This window comes from Salmonella sp. A29-2 (genome assembly GCF_020150755.1).
GTDB classification, from domain to species: Bacteria; Pseudomonadota; Gammaproteobacteria; order Enterobacterales; family Enterobacteriaceae; genus Salmonella; species Salmonella enterica.
On record NZ_CP083731.1, the window covers coordinates 2,399,786 to 2,421,043 of the forward strand.

Below are 21,258 nucleotides of genomic sequence, written 5' to 3' on the forward strand. Positions count from 1 at the left end.
CAATTGTCGTAAAGTTACTCAAACAATCATTTCGGCTTTGCTGATAAGCACAGCGGCTTGTCCGGTGGTGAGCCGGTAGTCACAGGGTAGGGGAGGAATACATCCTATGGCGTTTCAATGTCTGAAAACACTACCACATCTTGTGTCAGAGGGCCGCCGCGCGCCAGGCCGTTTCGCAAAATTCGATTGCTTTTGCAGTCAGTACTGCCCTTAACAAATAGCCAGCTCGTTCACGACCTCAGCTACGCTCTTGATGCTGCGGATATTTCCGATGCCCGTGCCCAGCGCAATGTATCCTTCATCTGTATTACCTTCCAGCATGCCGATACGCAACCCGCGTAAACCTCCCATCGTCTGGGCCAGTTCTTCATTGCTTGCACCAGCTTTATCCATCGACACGAGCTTGTCAGCCAGCTTGCCAGGCAGTGAGCGGTAGTAATCTGGCAGAGTACGGAAAAGCAGCAAATCCAGGCCGTTAGCATTAATGATTTTATCCTTTACTGACTGCGGCACACGGCTTTCTTCTGTCCCAATAAACACCGAACCAGCAAAGACACCCTCTGCTCCCAGCGCATGGGCAGCACGGGCGGTACGGCTATCGGCAATCCCGCCTGCAGCCATGACGGGAACACTTTGCACCGAGTCCGCAATCAGCGGCACGATCGAAAAGGTGCCAAGCGCGGTGCCAGGCAATGTGCCACCTTCATCAAAACCTGTTGCAACAATAATGTCGGCGCCGGCTTTTTCCGCTAAACGTGTATTTTCAGGTGTCGGATTAATATCGCGGTAAATAATTGCAATACCCGACTCTTTTAGTTCATTAAACAGCGAAGTGATAATAGCTCCTTCTCCGTAACCGGTATAAACAACAGCTTTTACTCCCTCTTCCTTTATTACCTGTAGGATAGGCGGAGTCCAGATGTCGTTTTCAGGGGTTGGAATAAGGTTCACCCCGAATGGTTTTTCGGTAAGTTTTTTGGTTTTACGAATTTCTTCACGCATTTTTTCTGCTGTTTCTTCAGGCGTTGATACAGCAGTTTCCGCTGTTAAGCCCGCATTTGGGCCAAGCACACCCAAACCACCGGCGTTGCTTACGGCTGCAACCAGTCTTGCATCGGTAAGCCAGGACAGTGGGCCTTGTATAACAGGTTTTTCGATACCCAGGATCTGGCAGATACGGTTGTACTTCATGACGTGATCTCCTTCGAACAAATTTTCAGCCAGCCTTTTAGGCGGCTGTGGTAGTTAATTAATCTGAAGAAGATCTTAAGCCTCTTTATTGTTACGAAAAACCATCCAATCTTTAAAACAGAATTACTGATAAAGTAACAATAGTCAGGTCGGATATGCACGAAAGAGCGTTATCAGAGATGTGCATCCGGACCAAAAACCTCGCACAGCCAGTCGATGAATACGCGGACTTTAGGTGCCAGATACCGACGATCCGGGTAAAGCAGTGAAACCGGTTTTGGCGGGGGCGGGAAATCAGTGAGGATCTCTGTCAGCTCTCCACTGGCAATAAAGGGTGCAAGAGACGGACGCAATCCGTGTAGAACACCCAACCCCGCCAGCCCGCATGAAAGAAACGCTTCTGAATTGTCTACCAGGATGCTGGAGGGAATTTTTATTGACGCGATACTGCCATCAACCGTGAATTTCCACTCCATTATCTGCAGGCTGTGATTACTGAAAAAATTTACAGCCCGGTGGGACTTCATCAGCTCATCGATAGAGTGCGGCGTGCCATGCTTCGCAAGATAAGATGGCGCAGCACAAGTCACCATGGCTGCCGTACCCAGACGTCTGGCAACAAAACTGGAGTCATTAAGCTCACCAAGTCGTATGACGCAGTCCACACGCTCGGCAATCAAATCAATCTTGCGATCGGACGTGCCAAGTACAATCTCAATATCCGGGTATCGGTTCTGAAAATCTCCAAGAGCCGGAATGATGACTGCCCGGGCGAGCGTAATAGGGACGTCAAGGCGCAGGTGTCAACGCCACGATGTTTGACCGTTATTTGCCATTTTCATGCCCGCTAAATACTTTCGTTACTGATGCTGTCCGCTTTCCACCATTTCATCATCACTGATTGGCGTTGTGTTTTTGGTCAGCACTCCAGCTTTACGTTTCTCTTTTAACCGGTAACTCTCTCCTTTGATATTCAGCGTGGTTGAGTGATGTAGCAGCCGATCCAGGATCGCTGTTGCCAGCACGTGATCTCCGAACATTTCTCCCCAGTCTGCGAACCCTTTGTTTGACGTCAGTATGATGCTCGCTTTTTCATATCGACGGTTCAGTAGCCGGAAGAACAGACTGGCTTCCTCTCTGTTCATCGGCAGATAGCCTATTTCATCCAGGATCAACACCCGGGCATAACTCAGTTGCTGTAGCTGACGCTCCAGCCGGTTTTCCTGTTTCGCTTTCATCAGTGTCGCGATCAGTCTGTCCAGTGGCATAAACAGTACCCGATGTCCCGCATCCACCGCTTTCACGCCAAGAGCTATGGCCAGATGAGTTTTTCCGACACCAGGAGGGCCCAGCAGGATCACGTTTTCGCTGCGCTCCACGAACGCCAGACCAGCCAGTTCCCGGACAACCTTACGGTCGATGCCCGGCTGGAAGGTAAAGTCGAACTGCTCCAGCGTTTTGACCCACGGCAGACGAGCCTGCTTCAGCCTGGACTCCATACCGCGCTGATGCCTGCCGTTCCATTCCTGCTGTAGCGCCATGCACAGGAACTCCCGGTAGTTCAGCTCTTTTTTAGCTGCCTGTTCCAGCAGGCTTTCAACGTGATAACTCAGATGCTCCATTTTCAGGCGACTCAGCAGGACTTCCAGTTCATGCATCACAACAGCTCCTCATAGGCACTCAGTGGTCGATGTTCCACCTGACTGACCTGCTGCCAGAGCGGGGCGTGATGCTCCGGCACTGTCTGCCAGCCAGACGATACTGAACAGAGGCGATGTGAGGCCACCAGTTTCTCATTACTGTAGATCCGCAACTCGTCATCCAGCGATATTCGTATCGATACCGGCTGACCACACAGCGCTTCGGGAACGCTGTAACGATTACCACCAACCTCGATATAGCTGTCCCAGGACACATGGCGGATGTCGAAGTAACTGGTATCAAAGTCCGTATCCGGTAACGGCTGCAGATGTTCCTGCTCCAGCGCGAAGCGCTGTTCCGGCGTTTCTTTGAACTGGCGAAGCTCCCGTTTGTCAGCCACATCGGCTATCCATTGCTCCAGTTGTTGATTGACATGAGTGAAGCTGTCGAACCTGCGGTACCGGACGAAGAAGTTCTCCTTGAGGTATTTCACCATCCGCTCAACCTTACCTTTTGTTCTGGCCCTGCGTGGACGGCATGCCCGTGGCAGGAAGTTATAGTGGTCAGCCAGCAACAGGAATCCGGAGTTGAACACGACTTTCCCGTTGTTATTCTTCAGCACCGCAGCCTTCTGGTTATCAACCAGCACCGTTTTCACACAACCACCGAAGTAGCGGAAGGCGCGAACCAGTGATTCGTAGGTATGCTCAGCATCCTGTTTTGGTGCGGCGAAGACATGGAAGCGGCGGGAGAACCCCAGCGTATTAACCGCAAAGTTAACTTTGCACCGTTGCCCGGCAACCTCCACCTCAACTTCGCCCCAGTCGTGCTGGAGCTGGTATCCAGGCTGAGTTTCGAAGCGAACTGTTCTTTTTGACGGACGCATTTTACGTTTGGGCTGGATGTAGTAACGCAGCATGGAACGTCCGCCCGTATAACCCATTGCCTTAATCTCCGCGAAGATAACCTCGCTATTCCAGACATTCTCTGCCAGGCGCATGTCGATGTAATCCATAAACGGTTTCAGCTTAGCCATTTTGTGGCGGGTCTTTCTGGCTGGCGGTTCAGGGTATTTGAGGTAGCGTCTGACCGTCCGTTCAGAGCAACCAATCTGAGTCGCAATATCGACAATGTACGCGCCCTGCTGGCGCATTTGCTTTATCATGTAAAAGTCCTCTCTGCTCAGCATGTTGATGTCCTTTCTGGTGTGAGAACCTTAAGGAAACAACATGTTGGGTGGAGCGGACAATCCAAATGGCGAATTACCGTCTTATATCACTGGCGCTGACACAGGCGGCCTTTCGGCGGTTGCGTGCTGGAAAATAATCGCCGGACCTCGTCCAGCTCGCTTAAGAGCGACAGGCAACGCTGGTAAAACTCTTCCCCTTCATCCGTCATACTGACCTGTCGTGTTGTACGATGCAGGAGCTTAACGCCCAGATCATGTTCCAGATTCTGAACGGCGCGGGTAACAGCAGGGCGGTGCAGCTCAAGCACCTCCGCCGCGCGGATAAAGCTCCCTTGCTCTACCACATTGACATAAATATTCATGGCTTCCAGCATATTCAGCTGCATCTGTTCTCAGTCCTCAACCATTATTTGTGTCGAAGGGGGAAGCTCCTTATAACATTCCTGTCTGCTGGAACATATCCCTTTCTGAGCCGATTGTTTCATCTGGAGTAACATACTGCTATCGATATATGACTTTTACCGGGTGGTTGAGGTAAGACATGTCATTTGTAAAATCGCTACCAATTCTTCGCAACTTTTTTGGATGTTCGGCGGCGTCGTCTACAAAAACAAACAGGCCAGGCGATACGGTTACGCATGTGCAGGTCATGCCAGGCGCGACGTTAAAATACGAACTGATAACCGATGAATTATGTTTGACCGCCGCCAGTGTAGGTGGCGAGTATGAATGCAAGACAATGGCAGACAGTGAATAATCAAACCGGTTCCCATTAATTTTTTAGCCCATGTCAGCGCAGCGCAGGAAAATTGCCCGTCGTCTGGAAAAAAGCCCGTTATTAAAACGGGAACTGTCGGAAATGGCTGTTGAGTCCTACGGCGATGCCATGTTATCTGCAGCGCGTGAAAAGAGTTTTCCGTCTGAAATGCCGTGGGCGCTCGCTGATGCGCTGCGCGACGATTTCATCCCGGACTGACACACTGACATTGACGAATCGGTCACAATGGCCGGTTTTTTTATGCCTGCGCGGCGTGTGCTGCGTGAAATCGTGTGCAGGATAGCGGGTGCAATCAACAGAATTCGCGCAGCGTCACGGCAGGGAAGGGAGCAAACTTATGGCCAGAAGTTTTTTGACATGCACGAATCCAGCCGCCTTAACATGTCTTTTAAATGTTCTGGTGCATTTAACATAATATACATTATGCGCACTAATCTTGTAGAGGCTCAATGCTAATGTCTATTTGTGGCTCATTTATAGGAATGTCCAGGCTATAGTTCTCAGATCTGTATGTCTAAACAACGACTCGCATTTTCCTGATGAGACGTTTTCTATGGCTATACATGACGCCGGGATGTTCACCAGTGAAAGAAATCAACCGCCTCAAAATCCTGCAGGATGTCATCGACCGCAATTTACGTCCCGGTCAGGCTGCTGAAACGTTATCGTCAACTCGGACCACTTGGCATGAGCAACCATAGTCGTGGCCGCGCTGGTAACCGTCTGTTGCCAACTTCACTGATAGATCAGGCACTCCGTATAATCCGGGAGCACTACCGTGATTTTGACCCCACGCTGGCGCGGGAAAATCTGGAGGAAGTTCACGGTCTGGTTCTTGGCAAGGAAACTATCCGACGCCTCATGATAAAAGCCGGAATCTGGATCCCTCGCAGACAACGTGCGCCGAAAATTCATCAGCCTCGTTACCGGCGGTCTTGTACTGGCTAACTGATACAAATTGATGGCTGTGACCATCACTGGTTTGAAAACCGGGGTCGACCCTGTACTGCTCTTGTCTATGTTGACGATGCCACCAGTCGCCTGATGCACCTGCTGTTTGTGAAATCTGAATCCACAGATTGAGGACAGCGAGCACAGTCGCCGGGCCATCGGTAAATATATCGAAGTCTAGCATTATACTGACGAGCATAAGGAGCTGCGGCTGAATGACGTTCTGCTCCCCTATTCCACCTTCGACCTGTTATCGGAGGTGGACCCCGTCGCAATTATTGATAATAAAAGACTGGGTCATGTGCTTGAAGTTGCGCGCCAGGTCCAGAGAAAACGGAACAATAATCGCTCACTTAAATAAAGAGATGTCGTAAAAATGCCAGCTCAGGCCTGCGCTGCGCCAAAAAATCAACTAACGGATTGAACCACTCTGGACGCTGCCACTGCGAAAAGTCAGGACAATTCGCTGTCGTCATCGGACTATTCATCAATGGATGTTCAATCATTGGTGTACTTAACCCTTGACGTGCTCGCCAGTTTTTTACCGCCTGATATTCAAATGGCCAGAGTAATAGATCCTGACGCTGAATTTCATAGCCAGTCAAGCAACAACGCTTATCGCTATTATGAAAATCAGTCCACTCAAGATGCTTATCGCATAGCGTAATCAATCCGGTGCGGACTAGTTCATCATCTGATGACAATAAAATGTTTTGGCAAAAGTCCAGATAGACAGGATCAACACGCACTTGCATTGCTTCCCAGTTGATTGTATCCCCCCGTTCACGCGCCATTATCTCCATCGCCAGGATACCCAATTTCTGTTCACGATAAAACGGAACAATTTCTTTCAATACGCCGCTTTGAAACCCGCGCTGAATGGCCGGATAGCAGTAAGGAACTAAAGAGAATTGATTGCAGGCGAATAGTGTTAACCAACTCTCTCCCTGCTGGCTAAACTTCGTGGTATATCCCCGTTCTTCCCGAATATCAAAATGATCGCAGGCTAGCTCGATACTCCATAGAGCAAGATTGGTACAAAGCAACGAGTTATCTGCTTTCCCTGTTTTATAGCAACCATCAAAATAGAGCGTGCCATTAGCCTGAAAGTGACAAAACAATTGAGTTCCGATAAGCACCCCTAAATCATCTTCAGCTTGATAAATTTCATCCAAACGCTTCTGAACCAATTTGTCATTGAGCTGATAGTAGCGCTCAAAATACTCCTCTTTCCACAGTACATGTTTCTTAACATGGTTCACAACTTGTTTATAAGTGGGCATGGCGTCACCTAATAGTCCATTACTTTAGCGTTCAATATATATTTTTATAGAGCGTAAGGCTCTATAACTTGTTAGGGCATATTAACAATATAACTTTTTTTCCCAGCAGAACGTAAGCGTCAAGCTACTGCCGCCTGTGTGATTCTGTTCCCAAGATTGTTAGAGGACATTTGAACTTTGCTGGCAGGCGGACATTTCTACTTAGCCTTGACAATAATGACGGAGGACGGAAAGCAGCCCCCAAGCGTGAATCAGTCATACAACCAGCGACCAGACCTGGCAGACGAAATGAGCATACCTATCGTGAAATCCGGCACCTGAGGAATATCGTTTTTGCGAAACGGATTAAGCAAATGCTTTAGCGGTGGTTCTGGTGGATAGTATGTTGTAATCGAGAAATTCCCTCTATCTACATTAAATGTCGTAAAAAATCATCCATCAATGCCAGTGCTTCATCATCTTCCAGCCGTAGATCTGAATCCAAATCTGTTGACGGTGTCAGTTCTTTTTTCTTAAAGAGGTAAATTCCATCATGGCTTCTTACCAGTTCATAAATCCGCTGTTCAAGAGCATCACTTACCATATTTTATCGCTTCCTCTGGCAATACGGTTGTAATCCCTTCCTGTACGATATGCAATCTGCGACACGTCAGAGGCCAGAATAATCCATCCGACTGTTCAGCAAGGCCACCAAGTAAAATAATATCACCATCTGCAAGGCTGACTTCGGTTGTTACATCACGCTTGATAAGGGTTGGCGAGTTATTAACGCCGGTTTCAGTGGTCACAAGTTAGGTTCTGGACATCTGAAATTAGCCTTGAAAAAACCGTCAGCTGCCCGCATCACTGACCGGGCTGGAGCTGAATCCCCTTCGTGAAGGATGCTTTTATTAGTACTATTAAAGGTGCTATATTTAGTCATCAACCAGGAGGTAAATTATGGCATTTCAAATTTTAACGACTACTGCAGCAAGCATTACAGAACTGAAACGTGACCCAATGGGAACTTTCAATGCCGGAGATGGCGCTCCAGTTGCCATTCTTAACCGTAATGAACCGGCTTTCTACTGTGTGCCTCCGGCACTTTATGCTCATCTTATGGATATTCTTGAGGATGAAGAACTCGGTCGTATTATCGATGAGCGTGCGAATGAACGCGTCATTGAGGTCAACATTGATGACTTATAAGCTGGCATTTAACGAATCAGCACTAAAAGAGTGGAAAAAACTGGGTCATACCATACAGGAACAGTTTAAAAAAAAGCTAAGGGAACGGCTTGAAAACCCTCGGGTTCCGGCTTCTCAATTACATGGAAGAAAGGATCAGTACAAAATTAAGCTGCGTGGTGCAGGATACAGACTGGTGTACAGCGTCGAAGATGAAATTATCACGGTAACTGTCATTGGTGTTGGAAAGCGTGAAAATGATGCCGTCTACAAAGTGACACGACACAGAAGCTAATCACTCAGGAAATACTCTCTTTCCCGTCAAACGATACGACAAACAGGCTCAGTTCTTTTATGTGACGGCACCTTGACATATGCCACGTATATGAAACTATGACCTACGTTGTGTATGTGACATTCATTTTATTCCCGCCCGGAGTGTTTACGCTATCTGAGGATAACATTATGACGCAACGTATCGCGGTTTTTCCTGCCGACCGCCATTCTCTGTATGAGGAACATGGGTATTCCGCAGCCATCCGTTCTGGTGATTTACTGTTTGTTTCAGGCCAGGTAGGCAGTCACACAGACGGAACGCCGGAGCCTGATTTTCAAAAACAAGTGAGGCTTGCTTTTGAAAACCTGAAAGCAACACTGACTGCAGCAGGATGCACATTCGATGACATAGTGGATGTCACCACCTTCCATACCGATCCAGAGCAACAACTTAACGACGTGATGGCGGTGAAACAGGAGATATTTGCCCATCCCCCTTATCCTAACTGGACCGCTGTTGGCGTTACCTGGCTGGCCGGCTTTGATTTCGAAATAAAGGTTATTGCCCGAATCCCCTGATGCTTATTCTCGGCAAAACCGGTAGCATTATATGTACCGGTTTTATTTTATTCACCCCTGCCCTTCATCCTGTATGATTAACATGCAATCACCAAACATATCGAACTGACATGACTGGATATCTTCTGAGGCATAGGCCTTCATGAGTAGATCAACCCCAGCAAACTGACCGGTTAACACCATATGCGTCGTTTTTGGCTGATGTAAGTTCGTTAGCAGGCAGTCAACCACTTTCAGTTGATAACCTGGATGTATATAAAGCGCAGTCCAGCCAGAACTTGCTTTGAGGCAATTGTGCTCCCTCGAATACGCGGATTCCAGGCATCGTGTAACGGTAGTTCCTACGGCAAAAATACGTCCGCCATTTTGCTTCGCAGTATTAATGATATCCGCTGTTGCTTGCGGAACCTCGTAGTATTCTTCGTTGATAGTCACTTCCTCTACACATTTTGTTTGTATTTTTCTGTTGGACAACATTTCTGTTGATGCAACATGTAAAGTAATAAAAGATATTAACCCACCTTTATCTTTGATTCTTTGGATAAGATCCCAGGTAAAATGAATGCCGGCAGAAGGTATTTCCAAAGAGCCATACTTTTTAGAAAAAACGGAACGGTAAGCATCTGGATATTTATAAAACAAGCTGGAGTCCACATACTCATCAAGACGCTCACCATGACTGGCTAAATAGCAAATTAAGGCCTCATGATTTTCCACGACGGCCCGGTACTGGCTCTCCCCGCTAAACCTTTGCTCTATCTTAATGGAAATTTCAGGGTTATCAACCAAAGAGAAAACATCATTCGCGTTAAGCCTTTCTTTTAAAAGTCCGGAAATAATTACTCTATTATTTGGTAAAAATCCCTCTAAAACAATTTTAATTAACCTATTCTGTCTTGTTTTACAGATAAACATATGGTTTATTATAGTACTGTCGTTAAAACAGATTACATCACCTTCTTTGATATAATCTGTTACTTTACTAAAGTCTACCTTATGAATTTCCCCTTTACTCCGGTTGAGGACAAGCATTTTACACTTTTCCCTGTATAAATCATTGGCTATCCAATGAGGTCTGAGTGGGATAGTCATCTGATCGGTAATGCGAAAATCATATTTTTCGGTAAGCATATATTTACCCTTTGAAAAACCATTGATACGGCGATTGTTATATAGCCGTATTCTGCAGTATACGTTGGGCTTTCAAAGGATAAAAATTAACTCGATAAATGTTGTTATTATATTTACTTTGCTGGCTATTTAATCAATGTCAGATACCGATATTAACCTGGACGATCGGATTTGACCGCCCTTTTCTTTTGCTTATTCCGGCATTGAAGCATCGCTATCCATTGCATCGGCAAACTTTTGCATTAACCGAACAAAGACATCAAGTTCATCCTGAGGCCAGTCTTTAAAAACAACTTTGCCCATTTGCTCTCGCGCAGCGTCTATACGCTCCGTCATCGCCTTTCCTGTCCGGGAGATAACGGCCTCGCGTATACGACGATCGATGGCATTATGTTGCCGTATTATCAACCCCAGCTTCTCCAGTTTGGCAACCTGTCGGCTTACCGTCGTATAATCACGACCGGCACGTTCAGCTAACTCAACAACGCCAATCGGCCCTAAACGTTCGATACTAATAAGGATCGAAAATAGCGCGCGATCGAGTTGAATCCCCGCCTCTGCAATTAATTTCTCATCATTACGAGGCCGGTTAAGCGCGCTCACCACGCGAATCAACGCACCGTGAAGCGCCTTCATTTGCTCGGGAATATGTGTATCTTGCACATTTTTATTTTCTGACATAGCATGTCTCCTCTTATGTGCATAATACACATATCGGAGAGACGATGACAAGATACACCACTACAGATGTACTGATCTGCGGCGCTGGCGTTACCGGGCTTACTTTAGCCATCGAACTGGCGCGTCACGGGGTCTCATTTCGCCTGATTGAGAAAAGAACGACGCCTTTTATCGGCTCCCGCGGTAAAGGTATTCAGCCGCGAACGCAAGAAATCTTCGAGGATCTTGGGATACTCAATAAAGTGGTCGCTGCCGGCGGGCTCTATCCCCGATTACGAACCTACCGTCACGACGGAAGCTACGTAGATTCAGATATTGCGCATCATACAAAACCGACCCACGCCGAACCCTACCACCTGCCATTGATGGTTCCACAGAACGTGACAGAAACGATTATGCGGGAGCAATTAAAAGCATGGGGACATCGGGTGGAGTTCGGCTGCGAGTTACGACATTTTGCGCAAACCCCACGCACGGTCACCGCGTATGTTGCCGGGCCGGCTGGAGAAGAGGTCATCATCGCGCATTATTTGATAGGCGCGGATGGCGGCGGAAGCTTTGTCAGAAAAAAATTAGGCGTCAGCTTTCCCGGCCGTACGTTGGGAATCCATGCGCTTGTGGCTGACGCTTCACTTTCCGGTCTGAACCGGGATGTATGGCACCATTTTAACGATGGCGATATGGCGCGGATGATAACGATTTGCCCTCTCGCCGGCACGCAGCTCTTTCAAATCCAGGCATTGTTGGCCCCGGATGACTCGCAGAATTTCTCAGCCGACACGCTCACGGCTTTTCTTACTGAGCGAATCGGGCGGACGGATGTTCGCATCCATTCGATTCCCTGGGTATCGAAGTACCAGATGAATGCGCGCATAGCGGAACATTACCGTGTGGGTAAGGTATTTTTAGCCGGTGATGCCGCTCATGTGCATCCGCCGACGGGTGGGCAAGGGTTAAATACCAGCATCCAGGATGCCTATAACCTGGGATGGAAAATGGCAGCCTCGCTGCGGGGCGCAGGAAAAGAACTTCTCGATAGCTATGAACAGGAACGCCGCCCGGTAGCCGAATCACTGCTCCACCTTTCTACCCGATTACTTGACTCTCAAAAACAGGGTGGCATCAAACGAGAACGCGACGTTCAACAACTTGACATCCAGTATACCGACTCCCCCTTAGCCCACACGTTGCCCGAACGTCAGCATGGGTTACAAGCGGGAGAAAGAGCTCCGGATGCTCCTCTTTTGGGCGCCGGCGGCCAATCATTACGATTATTTCAGTTACTCCAGGGTCCGGACTGGAATCTGTTGGCCTACGAAACCCACGGTAAGGTCATCGATGCGCGGCGAGGACTGCGTATTCATCACATTGGCGAGCAGGACGAGCTCATCGATACCCTGGGGCACTTCCGGGAGTCCTATCATCTGGCGCCGGGTCAATGCGTGCTGATCCGACCCGATGGCTATGTCGGCGCATTCTTTCACGGCAAACAGAGCAACGATATTGAAAATTATCTCTCTCGTTTTTCCATAGGGATTAAAGATGAATACTAATGTCTATGAGAACACCGACAGCGAAACTATCACCCCGCTCAACAAGCGGCGTATTTTGCCTGTTTTCCTGCTTGTCGGCCTTTACGCCGCCAGTACAGCGGCTGTAATGTCAGTACTGCCTTTTTATATCCGCGAGATGGGCGGTTCGCCGCTTATCATTGGAATCATCATCGCCACTGAGGCTTTTAGCCAATTTTGTGCGGCGCCCCTGATTGGCCACCTTTCCGATCGCGTTGGCCGCAAGCGAATACTGATTGTCACTCTGGCTATTGCGGCGATAAGTCTACTATTACTCGCCAACGCGCAATGTATCCTGTTTATCCTGCTCGCCCGCACGCTTTTTGGCATTAGCGCCGGGAATTTGTCAGCCGCCGCAGCCTATATTGCCGATTGTACGCACGTCAGAAATCGGCGTCAGGCAATCGGTATCCTCACAGGCTGCATTGGTTTAGGCGGTATTGTCGGGGCAGGCGTTTCCGGGTGGCTATCGCGTATCAGTCTGAGCGCGCCGATCTACGCCGCCTTTATACTTGTCCTTGGGTCTGCCCTGGTCGCGATTTGGGGGTTAAAAGACCATTCCACAACATCACGTACCACAGATAAAATAGCGGCGTTCTCTGCCCGCGCTATTTTAAAGATGCCAGTCCTTCGCGTCTTAATCATCGTAATGCTTTGTCATTTCTTCGCCTATGGCATGTACTCTTCACAATTACCTGTTTTTCTTTCTGACACCTTCATCTGGAATGGGCTTCCCTTTGGGCCAAAAGCGTTAAGCTACCTGTTAATGGCGGACGGGGTTATTAATATTTTCGTTCAGCTATTTCTGTTAGGTTGGGTGAGCCAATATTTTTCGGAGCGAAAGCTAATTATCCTCATCTTCGCCCTTCTTTGTACTGGATTTCTCACTGCGGGTATCGCCACGACCATACCAGTGCTTATTTTTGCTATCGTTTTTATTAGCATCGCTGATGCGCTAGCCAAACCCACTTATCTTGCCGCCTTGTCCGTCCATGTATCGCCTGCCCGACAAGGTATCGTCATCGGAACGGCACAGGCATTAATCGCAATCGCTGATTTTATATCCCCCGTATTGGGCGGATTGGTCCTGGGTTATGCCCTGTATGGCGTCTGGATCGGTATAGCTATCGCTGTCGCCATTATTGGTCTGGTGACGGCAATGATTTACCTTTCAAAAAGTTCACCGCTAATAGTGAAACCAGAAACAAAATAATGTGACAACGTCACAAATATTATTACTCCCTTCTCCCCTTATTTATCAAAAGTATTGTGCTTATATTGAATGTTTAAGAGGTATTTATGGAAATTATGCTGGCTGGCATTTGCCCTTGTAACGCGCGGGGAAAGCATGAAAAAAATATATCTCGTTGTTATCGTACTGTTTTTGATTTCTACAAAAGTTTATACACTACTTCATAACAACATCTTCTTTTGTCGAAACAGCCCGGAGTGTGATTTGTCTCATGTTCTCCCCGACTACCGGGAGCAGATTTCAGGCACACCGCTAAAATATACCTTGATTAATACAGCTCCATTAGCACAGGTGGTAGTCAGACACTATGAATTACTATCGCAACACTGGTCGCCAGATGACATGGTAACCCCTGCGCAATGGCGACATAACGTTGATATTTATATCCCTGAAACGGCAAAAGAGCACCATGCTTTGGTGGTTGTAAACAACGGAATTAATTATGATAAAGGCGTACAAATCACTGGTAAACCTGGTGATTTCCCTCAGGAAACACTGGCAAGCATCGCCCGTGATACGAATACCATCGTAATATCAGTGAGTGATATACCTAACCAATATTTAACCTTTCAGGATGATAAAAAACCACTGAAAGAGGACGAGAGCGTTTCCCGAAGCTGGGCATTATTTATGGAAGCGCCGGAGCAACGTGAGTTAATGCCTTTAAATATTCCTATGGTCACTGCCCTATCGCAAGCGATGAGATTAGCAAAAAAGGAGTTAACGCAATGGAATATAAATTCCTTTATCATTACAGGTATTTCAAAGCGTGGGTGGACCACCTGGTTGTCAGCTATTGCCGATCCTGATGTTGAAGCAATTGTTCCCTTCGCCATTGATCTACTTGATATTGATGCTTCACTTGAGCATATTTATCAATCATACGGTGGAAATTGGCCCATTACATTCTACCCCTACTACCAGCAAGGCATAGATGAGAAAATAAAATCCCCCACATTTACCCAGCTAAGGCAAATAATAGATCCGCTAAGATATCTCAACACTATTTATCAACCCCGCCTTGCAATACCGAAATATATTATTAATGCAAGCGGCGACGATTTTTTCGTACCAGACAATACTCGCTTTTATTATAGCAAACTTCCTGGCGTAAAATCATTACGTATAGTGCCTAATATGAACCACTACTCAATTAACCAGTTCGCTGAAGAAAGCCTCGTTCCATTTATTAATAGGTTTCAAAGTAAAAAAACATTACCACAGTTGATCGGCCTTATTCACCACCATCTTCTTACGGTCTATTTCTCAGAAGCGCCGGTAAAAGTCGTTCGCTGGACAGCCAACAATCCAAATGCGCGTGATTTCCGTTATGCCTGTGGCATCCGCTATCAGCCGCTTACAATAGATATTCCCGCCAACAATAAGATCAGTATTACGTTAAATGAACCGAAGACAGGTTGGGAAGCTACCTATATCGAAGCCACTTTTAATGATGGCTATGTCGCCACGAGTCAGGTTTATATTACGCCCGATGAAAAATACCCACAGACAGCACCACCTTCCGTTAACGCCGCATGTCAAACGTTACCGGGGCGTGGATTAGGGGAAAACGACAGCCCCGATTGAATTTTCAATTAATTGTCTGATTTTAAATAATTTTATCCATCACGCTTGCGATGGATAAAAATCCTCTGCGATAAATTTTTGTTATATTGATCACGTTCTAACCACAAGAGAGGTGATTTGAAAATAACCTTAAAATATTGTGGTCAGGCCGCTAGACCACAATAAGAGGATTAATCATGAAAAGAAAAACAATGGGATGGCTTATCGTTTTTCTTCTATTTATAGTTTACATGCTCAACTATATGGATCGTTCAGCATTGTCGATAACTGCCCCCTTGATCGAAAAGGAGTTAGGATTTAACGCCGCGGAGATGGGAATGATCTTCAGCGCATTTTTTATCGGATACGCCCTGTTTAATTTTATTGGTGGCTGGGCCAGCGATAAAGTTGGGCCAAAAACGGTTTTTCTCATCGCAGCGTTACTATGGTCTGTATTTTGTGGCTTAACTGGTTTAGTCACCGGATTGTGGACAATGCTTATCGTGCGCGTTCTTTTCGGTATGGCTGAAGGACCGGTCAGCGCTGCCGGAAATAAAATCATCAATAACTGGATTTCCCGAAAGGAGTCTGCCACGGCGATCGGAATTTTTAGCGCCGGTTCCCCGCTCGGCGGCGCGGTGTCCGGGCCGATTGTGGGCCTGTTGGCGTTATCCTTAGGCTGGCGCCCCGCATTTGGCATTATTTTCTTATTTGGCCTGGTCTGGGTACTACTGTGGTACTTTATCGTTAGCGATAAGCCAACAATGAGTAAACGCCTGGCGCCGGAAGAACGCATTGATTTTGAAAATCATGAGGACGTTATTTTATCTGATGATGGCCGGGCTACGCCTTCACTCGGCTATTACATGAAACAACCAATGGTATGGGCAACAACTCTGGCTTTTTTCAGCTACAACTATATTCTTTTTTTCTTCCTGACCTGGTTCCCAAGTTACCTGAACCATTCGTTACATCTCGATATTAAAGAAATTAGTATCGCCACGGTAATTCCCTGGGTCATCGGCGCCATTGGTATGGTGCTCGGCGGCGTCTGTTCTGATGTAATTTATCGGATTACCGGTAATGCTCTGCTCTCACGTCGACTTATTCTGGGCGTATGTCTGGCAGGCGCGGCGGTATGTGTTGCCGTTTCCGGTACTGTTAGCACTATCGGCAGCGCAATTACGCTCATGTCAGTTTCACTCTTCCTGCTCTATTTAACGGGCCCAATTTATTGGGCGGTTATTCAGGATGTTGTTCATAAAGATAAGGTAGGGAGCGTCGGCGGAGCCATGCATGGCCTGGCTAATATATCCGGCATTATCGGTCCGCTTGTCACCGGTTTTATCGTTCAATTTAGCGGTAAATATGACTATGCGTTCTATCTGGCTGGTGCTATCGCTATCGTTTCAAGCCTGTTGGTCTGCGTGTTTGTAAAAAGTAAAGGATTCAAAGCCAATGAAAGTCAAAGCTGTGTTCATTAATAAGCCTGGTGAAGTTGAAACCCGCTGGGTGGATTATCCCCATAAGAAAGAAAATGAAGTATTAATTAAGGTTGATGCTGCAGGCATTTGCGGATCGGATATCGGGGCTTTTCGTGGAACGAACCCACTGGTTACTTACCCAAGAATTATTGGGCATGAAGTGACCGGAATTGTTCTTCAGGAAGGCGCCGGAATGCCAGACAATATTAAAAAAGGCGACCGCGTGATTGTTGACCCTTATATTTATTGTGGTCACTGCTACCCTTGCTCTGTCGGCAGAACTAACTGTTGTGAAAATTTAAACGTCATTGGCGTGCATGTCGATGGCGCAATGCAGGAGGTGGTTACTCATCCCGCACATTTAATTCATAAAATACCAGATAATGTACCTTCTGAAATGGCGCCGCTGGCAGAACCGCTGACCATCGCACTGCACGCGCTGCACCGGGCAAACGTTAAGGCCGGGGAATATGTTGCCATCATCGGCGCGGGGGCCATTGGTCTTATGGCGGCATTAAGCGCGCGTCATTACAAGGCAACGCCTATTCTGATCGATATTGTGGAGGAAAGGCTACGCTATGCGCAAAAGCTTGGCGTTCCTTATGTGCTGAACGCCGCTGACGATCAGGTTATCGACGCTATTAAAAATATCACCCACGGCACCATGGCGCAGGTCGTGATAGAAGCTTCCGGCGCAAATAGCGCTATTCGAAATACGCTTGATTTAGCATCGTTTGCTGGTCGTATTTCGTTTACCGGATGGCCAAAACAGGAAACGTCGCTGCCGACGAACCTGATCACCTATAAAGAACTGGATTTACGCGGTTCCCGCACCAGTGCCGGTGAATTTGATGAGGCATTACGTATGCTGTCTACGCTGGAGATTAATCCGCAAGATGTCGTCAGTAAGGTCGTCAATCTTGATGAGATCCCTGATGCAGTTAAAGAACTTGATCGCTATCCGGAGCGCTACTTAAAGATTAATGCTGTTTTCCATTGATTTACGGCAAGCTCCACCGCATGGCATGACCGCCATGCGGTGTTATTCATCGACAAAATTAGCCGCCGACAATCTTTCTCACATAGCGTAAATGTTCCAGCGATCCCTCATAGGCGCTGTCAGCATCAGACTGGCGCATCGCATCCACTATCGCTTTATGTTGTTTGTTGAGATTAAGTAAAACATTTCTGTCTCCAGACTGCTCGTCGAGCCCAGCATAAGGGATATTAATCCGTTGTTCCCATAACATACGGGACATATCGAACAACACCCGGTTACGGCTGGCCTCAGAGATCGCAAGGTGAAACTCTTTATCCAGCGAGTAAAAGCCGTGGACGTTATTATCGTTAATGGCTTGATCCATACGATGATAAATCGCCTCTATTTGATTGATGACGTCAACGTTATCGTTTTGTGCGGCTAAGCGCGCACAATGGCTATCGACCAGCTCGCGAGTAGAGAGAATTTCTTCGATGGTATAGTCGCTGGCAAGGTGTTTTTTATCTGAAACGATAACCCCATTACCGGACTGAATCACGATCCATCCGGAGATCTCCAGTACAATAAGGGCTTCTCGCAAGGAGGCGCGGCTCACGCCAAGCTGTTTTGCCAGTTCGCGTTCTGGCGGTAAAAAAGTTCCCGGTGGAAAAATATTATCATTGATCAGCTTAATGATGAGGTTGGCTATCTTCTGATAGAGCCTCTCCTGCCTGACCTCAGGTATAACCATGCGCCCTCCAATCCATATCCAGGGGATTTTGAATGGATTTAGCATACCATCCTGGCGCTGGTGATCGTGATAATTAATTACCGTGCATGATAAAGAGAAGCAACCGCCGGTAGCCTCCATTACCTTCGCCGAGACTACCGGGGAAACTAAACCGAGATGAGCTATTTATCCTTTGACGTTGATTTTCTCGAACACGGGCGCTGTCGCGTTCTTAAACTGAGAAAGAGACCAGGTTTTATAGTTGATATCATTGTAGCCGCGCACCATCATCTCACCGTGCGTTAAGTCAGACAGCGTTGTCCAGACCGTATATTCTGAGACCGGTTTGCGGGTGGCGTTGCCTTCCCCTTCACTCCCCATATAATCAACCGTAATATTTTTCGGACGATCGAAACGGCTCATAATATGCGCAAGCGTATTCATTGCATCGTGGGCGGATGTCGCTTGCGGTGCATATGTGGTGTAATAAACGCCGCGTATAAAACGGGAAACCGACGTATCGGACGATGGCAAGTCTGCAATAGCAATCCCGCTATCAGGCTGCATCACTTTTATCCCGCCCAGTGTGCCTGAAGAGCGGTCCACATTGGTTAATTGCGTATAATTATTCAGATTTGTCAGATGCCAGGGGAATGCGGGACCATTTGTCATCACGCGAGTGGGATTGTCATAGACATGGAATTTGCCATTTTCCACTTCAACGACAATGCTTCCTCCTTTCTTGTCGTAAAACGCATAATGAAATGGCGATTTCAGATCGCCAAACCGATGCAGTTCCGGTGACCAGAATTTGCCCTCTTTTATTGCCTGTTTTACCTCGCCGACAGTAGCAAAACGGGCCAGCGCCCATTCTCCCAACGAGGTGACAGGAATTGCCTGTTTATATTCACTCGCAGGCAATGGCGGCAACTGCGCATTCATGATCATGTTTTCACTAAATGACAATCCCGCGCTATTCATGCCTTCAAGTATGTCTCTGCTATCGCCATCAGTAATGGTGGAAGTAATGGCCAGTATCGGATACTTCGCCTGATAGCTTATCCCCTGGCTGCCATCCGGCGTTTTTTTATCAAACTGTGTTCCCGCCGGGTAATACGTTAACCATGAGGGTAAATCCTGCATATATTCCAGCGTACGCCCATGAAAAATATCGCCTTGTTTATCCTGAATAGCAAGGGTTGTGCAGGCCTGTGCCGCCAGGGCGTATGAAAACAGCGCCGGAGCGATAAATAACATTGCTTTACTTTTTTTCATCATGCTCTCCTTGTTTGTAAAATGGATTGGATGAATATATTAAACTAAACCTATCAATGGTTATGCAGCACGTAATTAATTGTGATCTTATTTTACAAGCTAATAAATTTAACTGACGGGTTTAAAGGAGAGTTAAACACAGCGAACTAGCATGAAACGCGTTATCCGTGTGACCATTTAAAAAAATCCCATCATGTTATAAATAAAAAACACGGTTTCTTATCAACATTAAGAGATATCTTCACAACGCTATATTTACTCCACATCACCAATAACATTAAATTAATTTATGTTTTTGAGTAATGTGAGTAGCACACATGTAATCGGTTGTTACGAATTAGAAACATAATTGCTACTAAAACACGTTGAGAAAGACAAGAAATGCAACATATGATGCCCACACTAACTATAGTGGTTTGGGATAAACGTTATGCAAACACAAGATACATTTTATCAAGTTATGCGTAGACACGGCGTGACAAGGCGTAGCTTCCTCAAGTTTTGCAGCCTTACCGCAACGTCTTTAGGCCTGAGCAGTTCGATGATTCCTCAGATAGCTTATGCCCTGGAGAATAAACCGCGTACGCCAGTGATATGGCTGCATGGTCTTGAATGTACCTGCTGTACCGAATCTTTCATTCGCTCTGCGCACCCGTTGGCAAAAGATGCCATTTTGTCGCTCATTTCCCTGGATTATGACGACACCATTATGGCCGCCGCAGGGCAACAAGCCGAGCAGGCGTTGGCGGATGTGATGCGTGAGTACAAAGGAAATTATATCGTTGCCGTGGAAGGTAACGCGCCGCTGAATGAAGATGGGATGTTTTGCATACTGGCTGGCGAGCCGTTCCTGGAGAAGTTAAAACGCGTCAGCGCGGATGCTAAAGCGATTATCGCCTGGGGGTCCTGCGCATCATGGGGCTGCGTGCAGGCAGCCCGTCCCAACCCAACTAAAGCCACGCCGGTTCACAAATTAATTACCGATAAACCCATTATTAAAGTGCCAGGCTGCCCGCCTATACCTGAAGTGATGTCCGCCGTTATCACCTATATGCTGGCATTTGATCGCATCCCTCCCCTTGATCGTCTTGGACGACCAAAAATGTTTTATGGCCAGCGAATTCATGACAAATGCTACCGACGCGCGCATTTCGATGCCGGTCAGTTTGTGGAAGCATGGGATGACGAAGGCGCCAGAAAAGGCTATTGCCTGTACAAGATGGGCTGTAAAGGCCCGACCACCTATAACGCCTGTTCAACCGTTCGCTGGAATGATGGCGTGTCTTTTCCTATCCAGTCGGGTCATGGATGCCTCGGATGTTCGGAAGATGGATTCTGGGATTACGGTTCTTTTTACAGCCGGGCAACGGGCATTCCGCAAACCGGCATTGAGGCTACCGCCGATAAAATCGGACTGGGCGTTGCTGGCGTCGCGGGCGCTGCCGCCATCGCTCACGCCACGGTGAGCGCCATAAAACATGCCCGCAATAAAAACAACATGTCATCAGAAAACGCTCCGGAAGAGAAAAAATAA

19 protein-coding genes and 5 pseudogenes are annotated in these 21,258 nt (G+C 47.3%); 11 read left to right on the forward strand and 13 right to left on the reverse strand.

Features of this window, described 5'->3' with window-relative positions; all coding sequences use genetic code 11:
• Positions 1–210 precede the first annotated feature (210 nt).
• The 5 genes and pseudogenes from K8W53_RS11665 to K8W53_RS11685 form a co-directional block, all read right to left on the reverse strand.
• Positions 211–1,191: an NAD(P)H-dependent flavin oxidoreductase gene (locus K8W53_RS11665; protein WP_017441349.1), complete on the reverse strand. Its 981-nt coding sequence runs from the start codon at positions 1,189–1,191 to the stop codon at positions 211–213.
• A gap of 173 nt (positions 1,192–1,364) precedes the next feature.
• Positions 1,365–1,991, reverse strand: a complete 627-nt coding sequence (locus K8W53_RS11670; protein ID WP_223533966.1) for a LysR substrate-binding domain-containing protein — start codon at positions 1,989–1,991, stop codon at positions 1,365–1,367.
• A gap of 60 nt (positions 1,992–2,051) precedes the next feature.
• Positions 2,052–2,849, reverse strand: coding sequence for an IS21-like element IS21 family helper ATPase IstB (gene istB / locus K8W53_RS11675; protein ID WP_000544828.1), 798 nt, complete (start codon positions 2,847–2,849; stop codon positions 2,052–2,054).
• Positions 2,849–4,021 carry an IS21-like element IS21 family transposase gene (gene istA, locus K8W53_RS11680; protein WP_000952349.1) on the reverse strand — a complete coding sequence of 391 codons (1,173 nt, stop codon included), beginning with the start codon at positions 4,019–4,021 and terminating at the stop codon, positions 2,849–2,851. Before istA ends, istB begins: the two co-directional genes overlap by 1 nt.
• 101 nt (positions 4,022–4,122) lie before the next feature.
• A pseudogene (locus tag K8W53_RS11685) lies at positions 4,123–4,407 on the reverse strand (LysR family transcriptional regulator); the annotation flags it as partial.
• Positions 4,408–4,808: 401 nt separating this feature from the next.
• Between K8W53_RS11685 and K8W53_RS11690 the strand changes: the two are divergent.
• Both K8W53_RS11690 and K8W53_RS11695 read left to right on the forward strand, forming a co-directional pair.
• Complete coding sequence (locus K8W53_RS11690) at positions 4,809–4,997, forward strand: DUF29 family protein (protein ID WP_001276021.1); 189 nt, start codon at positions 4,809–4,811, stop codon at positions 4,995–4,997.
• A 365-nt stretch (positions 4,998–5,362) separates the two neighbouring features.
• Positions 5,363–6,102, forward strand: a pseudogene (locus tag K8W53_RS11695) (hypothetical protein); the annotation flags it as partial.
• Position 6,103: 1 nt separating this feature from the next.
• On the opposite strand, the gene K8W53_RS11700 reads toward K8W53_RS11695, so the two are convergent.
• From K8W53_RS11700 to K8W53_RS11710, 4 genes and pseudogenes are all read right to left on the reverse strand, one after another.
• Positions 6,104–7,012: a hypothetical protein gene (locus K8W53_RS11700; protein ID WP_077906523.1), complete on the reverse strand. Its 909-nt coding sequence runs from the start codon at positions 7,010–7,012 to the stop codon at positions 6,104–6,106.
• 272 nt (positions 7,013–7,284) lie between these two features.
• Positions 7,285–7,616: pseudogene (locus K8W53_RS11705) on the reverse strand (DUF1493 family protein).
• Positions 7,610–7,708, reverse strand: a pseudogene (locus K8W53_RS23985) (STM2901 family protein); the annotation flags it as partial. The pseudogenes K8W53_RS11705 and K8W53_RS23985, both read right to left, overlap by 7 nt.
• Positions 7,702–7,821, reverse strand: a pseudogene (locus K8W53_RS11710) (type II and III secretion system); the annotation flags it as partial. The pseudogenes K8W53_RS23985 and K8W53_RS11710, both read right to left, overlap by 7 nt.
• Before the next feature lie 151 nt (positions 7,822–7,972).
• Here K8W53_RS11710 and K8W53_RS11715 point away from each other — a divergent pair.
• The 3 genes from K8W53_RS11715 to K8W53_RS11725 all read left to right on the forward strand — a co-directional run bounded on the left by K8W53_RS11715 (position 7,973) and on the right by K8W53_RS11725 (position 9,055).
• Complete coding sequence (locus K8W53_RS11715; RefSeq protein ID WP_000885424.1) at positions 7,973–8,221, forward strand: type II toxin-antitoxin system Phd/YefM family antitoxin; 249 nt, start codon at positions 7,973–7,975, stop codon at positions 8,219–8,221.
• Positions 8,211–8,495, forward strand: a complete 285-nt coding sequence (locus tag K8W53_RS11720; RefSeq protein ID WP_000221345.1) for a type II toxin-antitoxin system RelE family toxin — start codon at positions 8,211–8,213, stop codon at positions 8,493–8,495. Before K8W53_RS11715 ends, K8W53_RS11720 begins: the two co-directional genes overlap by 11 nt.
• A gap of 170 nt (positions 8,496–8,665) precedes the next feature.
• Positions 8,666–9,055 (forward strand): RidA family protein, encoded by a 390-nt coding sequence (locus K8W53_RS11725; protein WP_000194089.1) that lies wholly within the window; start codon positions 8,666–8,668, stop codon positions 9,053–9,055.
• Positions 9,056–9,106: 51 nt separating this feature from the next.
• Here the strand turns inward: K8W53_RS11725 and K8W53_RS11730 are convergent, their stop codons facing one another.
• Positions 9,107–10,186 carry an S-adenosylmethionine:tRNA ribosyltransferase-isomerase gene (locus K8W53_RS11730; protein WP_023203126.1) on the reverse strand — a complete coding sequence of 360 codons (1,080 nt, stop codon included), beginning with the start codon at positions 10,184–10,186 and terminating at the stop codon, positions 9,107–9,109.
• A gap of 192 nt (positions 10,187–10,378) precedes the next feature.
• On the reverse strand, positions 10,379–10,867 hold the full coding sequence (locus K8W53_RS11735) for a MarR family winged helix-turn-helix transcriptional regulator (protein WP_023223899.1): 489 nt from the start codon (positions 10,865–10,867) through the stop codon (positions 10,379–10,381).
• Between the two features lie 44 nt (positions 10,868–10,911).
• Here K8W53_RS11735 and K8W53_RS11740 point away from each other — a divergent pair, with 44 nt between their 5' ends.
• From K8W53_RS11740 to K8W53_RS11760, 5 genes are all read left to right on the forward strand, one after another.
• Complete coding sequence (locus K8W53_RS11740; RefSeq protein ID WP_023223898.1) at positions 10,912–12,420, forward strand: FAD-dependent oxidoreductase; 1,509 nt, start codon at positions 10,912–10,914, stop codon at positions 12,418–12,420.
• The gene (locus K8W53_RS11745; RefSeq protein ID WP_052939371.1) at positions 12,410–13,651 is read left to right on the forward strand and encodes an MFS transporter; all 1,242 of its coding nucleotides are present in this window, start codon (positions 12,410–12,412) and stop codon (positions 13,649–13,651) included. Before K8W53_RS11740 ends, K8W53_RS11745 begins: the two co-directional genes overlap by 11 nt.
• Before the next feature lie 69 nt (positions 13,652–13,720).
• On the forward strand, positions 13,721–15,277 hold the full coding sequence (locus K8W53_RS11750; RefSeq protein WP_017441359.1) for a PhoPQ-activated pathogenicity-related family protein: 1,557 nt from the start codon (positions 13,721–13,723) through the stop codon (positions 15,275–15,277).
• A 176-nt stretch (positions 15,278–15,453) separates the two neighbouring features.
• On the forward strand, positions 15,454–16,740 hold the full coding sequence (locus K8W53_RS11755) for an MFS transporter (protein ID WP_052939370.1): 1,287 nt from the start codon (positions 15,454–15,456) through the stop codon (positions 16,738–16,740).
• On the forward strand, positions 16,715–17,740 hold the full coding sequence (locus K8W53_RS11760; RefSeq protein WP_000864928.1) for a zinc-binding alcohol dehydrogenase family protein: 1,026 nt from the start codon (positions 16,715–16,717) through the stop codon (positions 17,738–17,740). The genes K8W53_RS11755 and K8W53_RS11760 overlap by 26 nt, the downstream gene beginning before the upstream one ends.
• 58 nt (positions 17,741–17,798) lie before the next feature.
• Here K8W53_RS11760 and K8W53_RS11765 read toward each other — a convergent pair whose 3' ends face one another.
• Positions 17,799–18,590, reverse strand: coding sequence for a FadR/GntR family transcriptional regulator (locus K8W53_RS11765; protein WP_000388417.1), 792 nt, complete (start codon positions 18,588–18,590; stop codon positions 17,799–17,801).
• 45 nt (positions 18,591–18,635) lie between these two features.
• Positions 18,636–19,727 (reverse strand): choloylglycine hydrolase family protein, encoded by a 1,092-nt coding sequence (locus tag K8W53_RS11770; RefSeq protein WP_000976500.1) that lies wholly within the window; start codon positions 19,725–19,727, stop codon positions 18,636–18,638.
• A gap of 427 nt (positions 19,728–20,154) precedes the next feature.
• Here K8W53_RS11770 and K8W53_RS11775 point away from each other — a divergent pair, with 427 nt between their 5' ends.
• The gene (locus K8W53_RS11775; protein ID WP_052939369.1) at positions 20,155–21,258 is read left to right on the forward strand and encodes a hydrogenase small subunit; all 1,104 of its coding nucleotides are present in this window, start codon (positions 20,155–20,157) and stop codon (positions 21,256–21,258) included.

Bases quoted from the DNA above. Each gene is read 5' to 3' on its own strand.
- K8W53_RS11665 (WP_017441349.1), bottom strand. From the start codon at position 1,191: ATGAAGTACAACCGTATCTGCCAGATCCTGGGTATCGAAAAACCTGTT.
- istB (WP_000544828.1), bottom strand. From the start codon at position 2,849: ATGCATGAACTGGAAGTCCTGCTGAGTCGCCTGAAAATGGAGCATCTG.
- istA (WP_000952349.1), bottom strand. From the start codon at position 4,021: ATGCTGAGCAGAGAGGACTTTTACATGATAAAGCAAATGCGCCAGCAG.
- K8W53_RS11690 (WP_001276021.1), top strand. From the start codon at position 4,809: ATGTCAGCGCAGCGCAGGAAAATTGCCCGTCGTCTGGAAAAAAGCCCG.
- K8W53_RS11715 (WP_000885424.1), top strand. From the start codon at position 7,973: ATGGCATTTCAAATTTTAACGACTACTGCAGCAAGCATTACAGAACTG.
- K8W53_RS11720 (WP_000221345.1), top strand. From the start codon at position 8,211: ATGACTTATAAGCTGGCATTTAACGAATCAGCACTAAAAGAGTGGAAA.
- K8W53_RS11725 (WP_000194089.1), top strand. From the start codon at position 8,666: ATGACGCAACGTATCGCGGTTTTTCCTGCCGACCGCCATTCTCTGTAT.
- K8W53_RS11730 (WP_023203126.1), bottom strand. From the start codon at position 10,186: ATGCTTACCGAAAAATATGATTTTCGCATTACCGATCAGATGACTATC.
- K8W53_RS11735 (WP_023223899.1), bottom strand. From the start codon at position 10,867: ATGTCAGAAAATAAAAATGTGCAAGATACACATATTCCCGAGCAAATG.
- K8W53_RS11740 (WP_023223898.1), top strand. From the start codon at position 10,912: ATGACAAGATACACCACTACAGATGTACTGATCTGCGGCGCTGGCGTT.
- K8W53_RS11745 (WP_052939371.1), top strand. From the start codon at position 12,410: ATGAATACTAATGTCTATGAGAACACCGACAGCGAAACTATCACCCCG.
- K8W53_RS11750 (WP_017441359.1), top strand. From the start codon at position 13,721: ATGTTTAAGAGGTATTTATGGAAATTATGCTGGCTGGCATTTGCCCTT.
- K8W53_RS11755 (WP_052939370.1), top strand. From the start codon at position 15,454: ATGAAAAGAAAAACAATGGGATGGCTTATCGTTTTTCTTCTATTTATA.
- K8W53_RS11760 (WP_000864928.1), top strand. From the start codon at position 16,715: ATGAAAGTCAAAGCTGTGTTCATTAATAAGCCTGGTGAAGTTGAAACC.
- K8W53_RS11765 (WP_000388417.1), bottom strand. From the start codon at position 18,590: ATGGAGGCTACCGGCGGTTGCTTCTCTTTATCATGCACGGTAATTAAT.
- K8W53_RS11770 (WP_000976500.1), bottom strand. From the start codon at position 19,727: ATGATGAAAAAAAGTAAAGCAATGTTATTTATCGCTCCGGCGCTGTTT.
- K8W53_RS11775 (WP_052939369.1), top strand. From the start codon at position 20,155: ATGCAAACACAAGATACATTTTATCAAGTTATGCGTAGACACGGCGTG.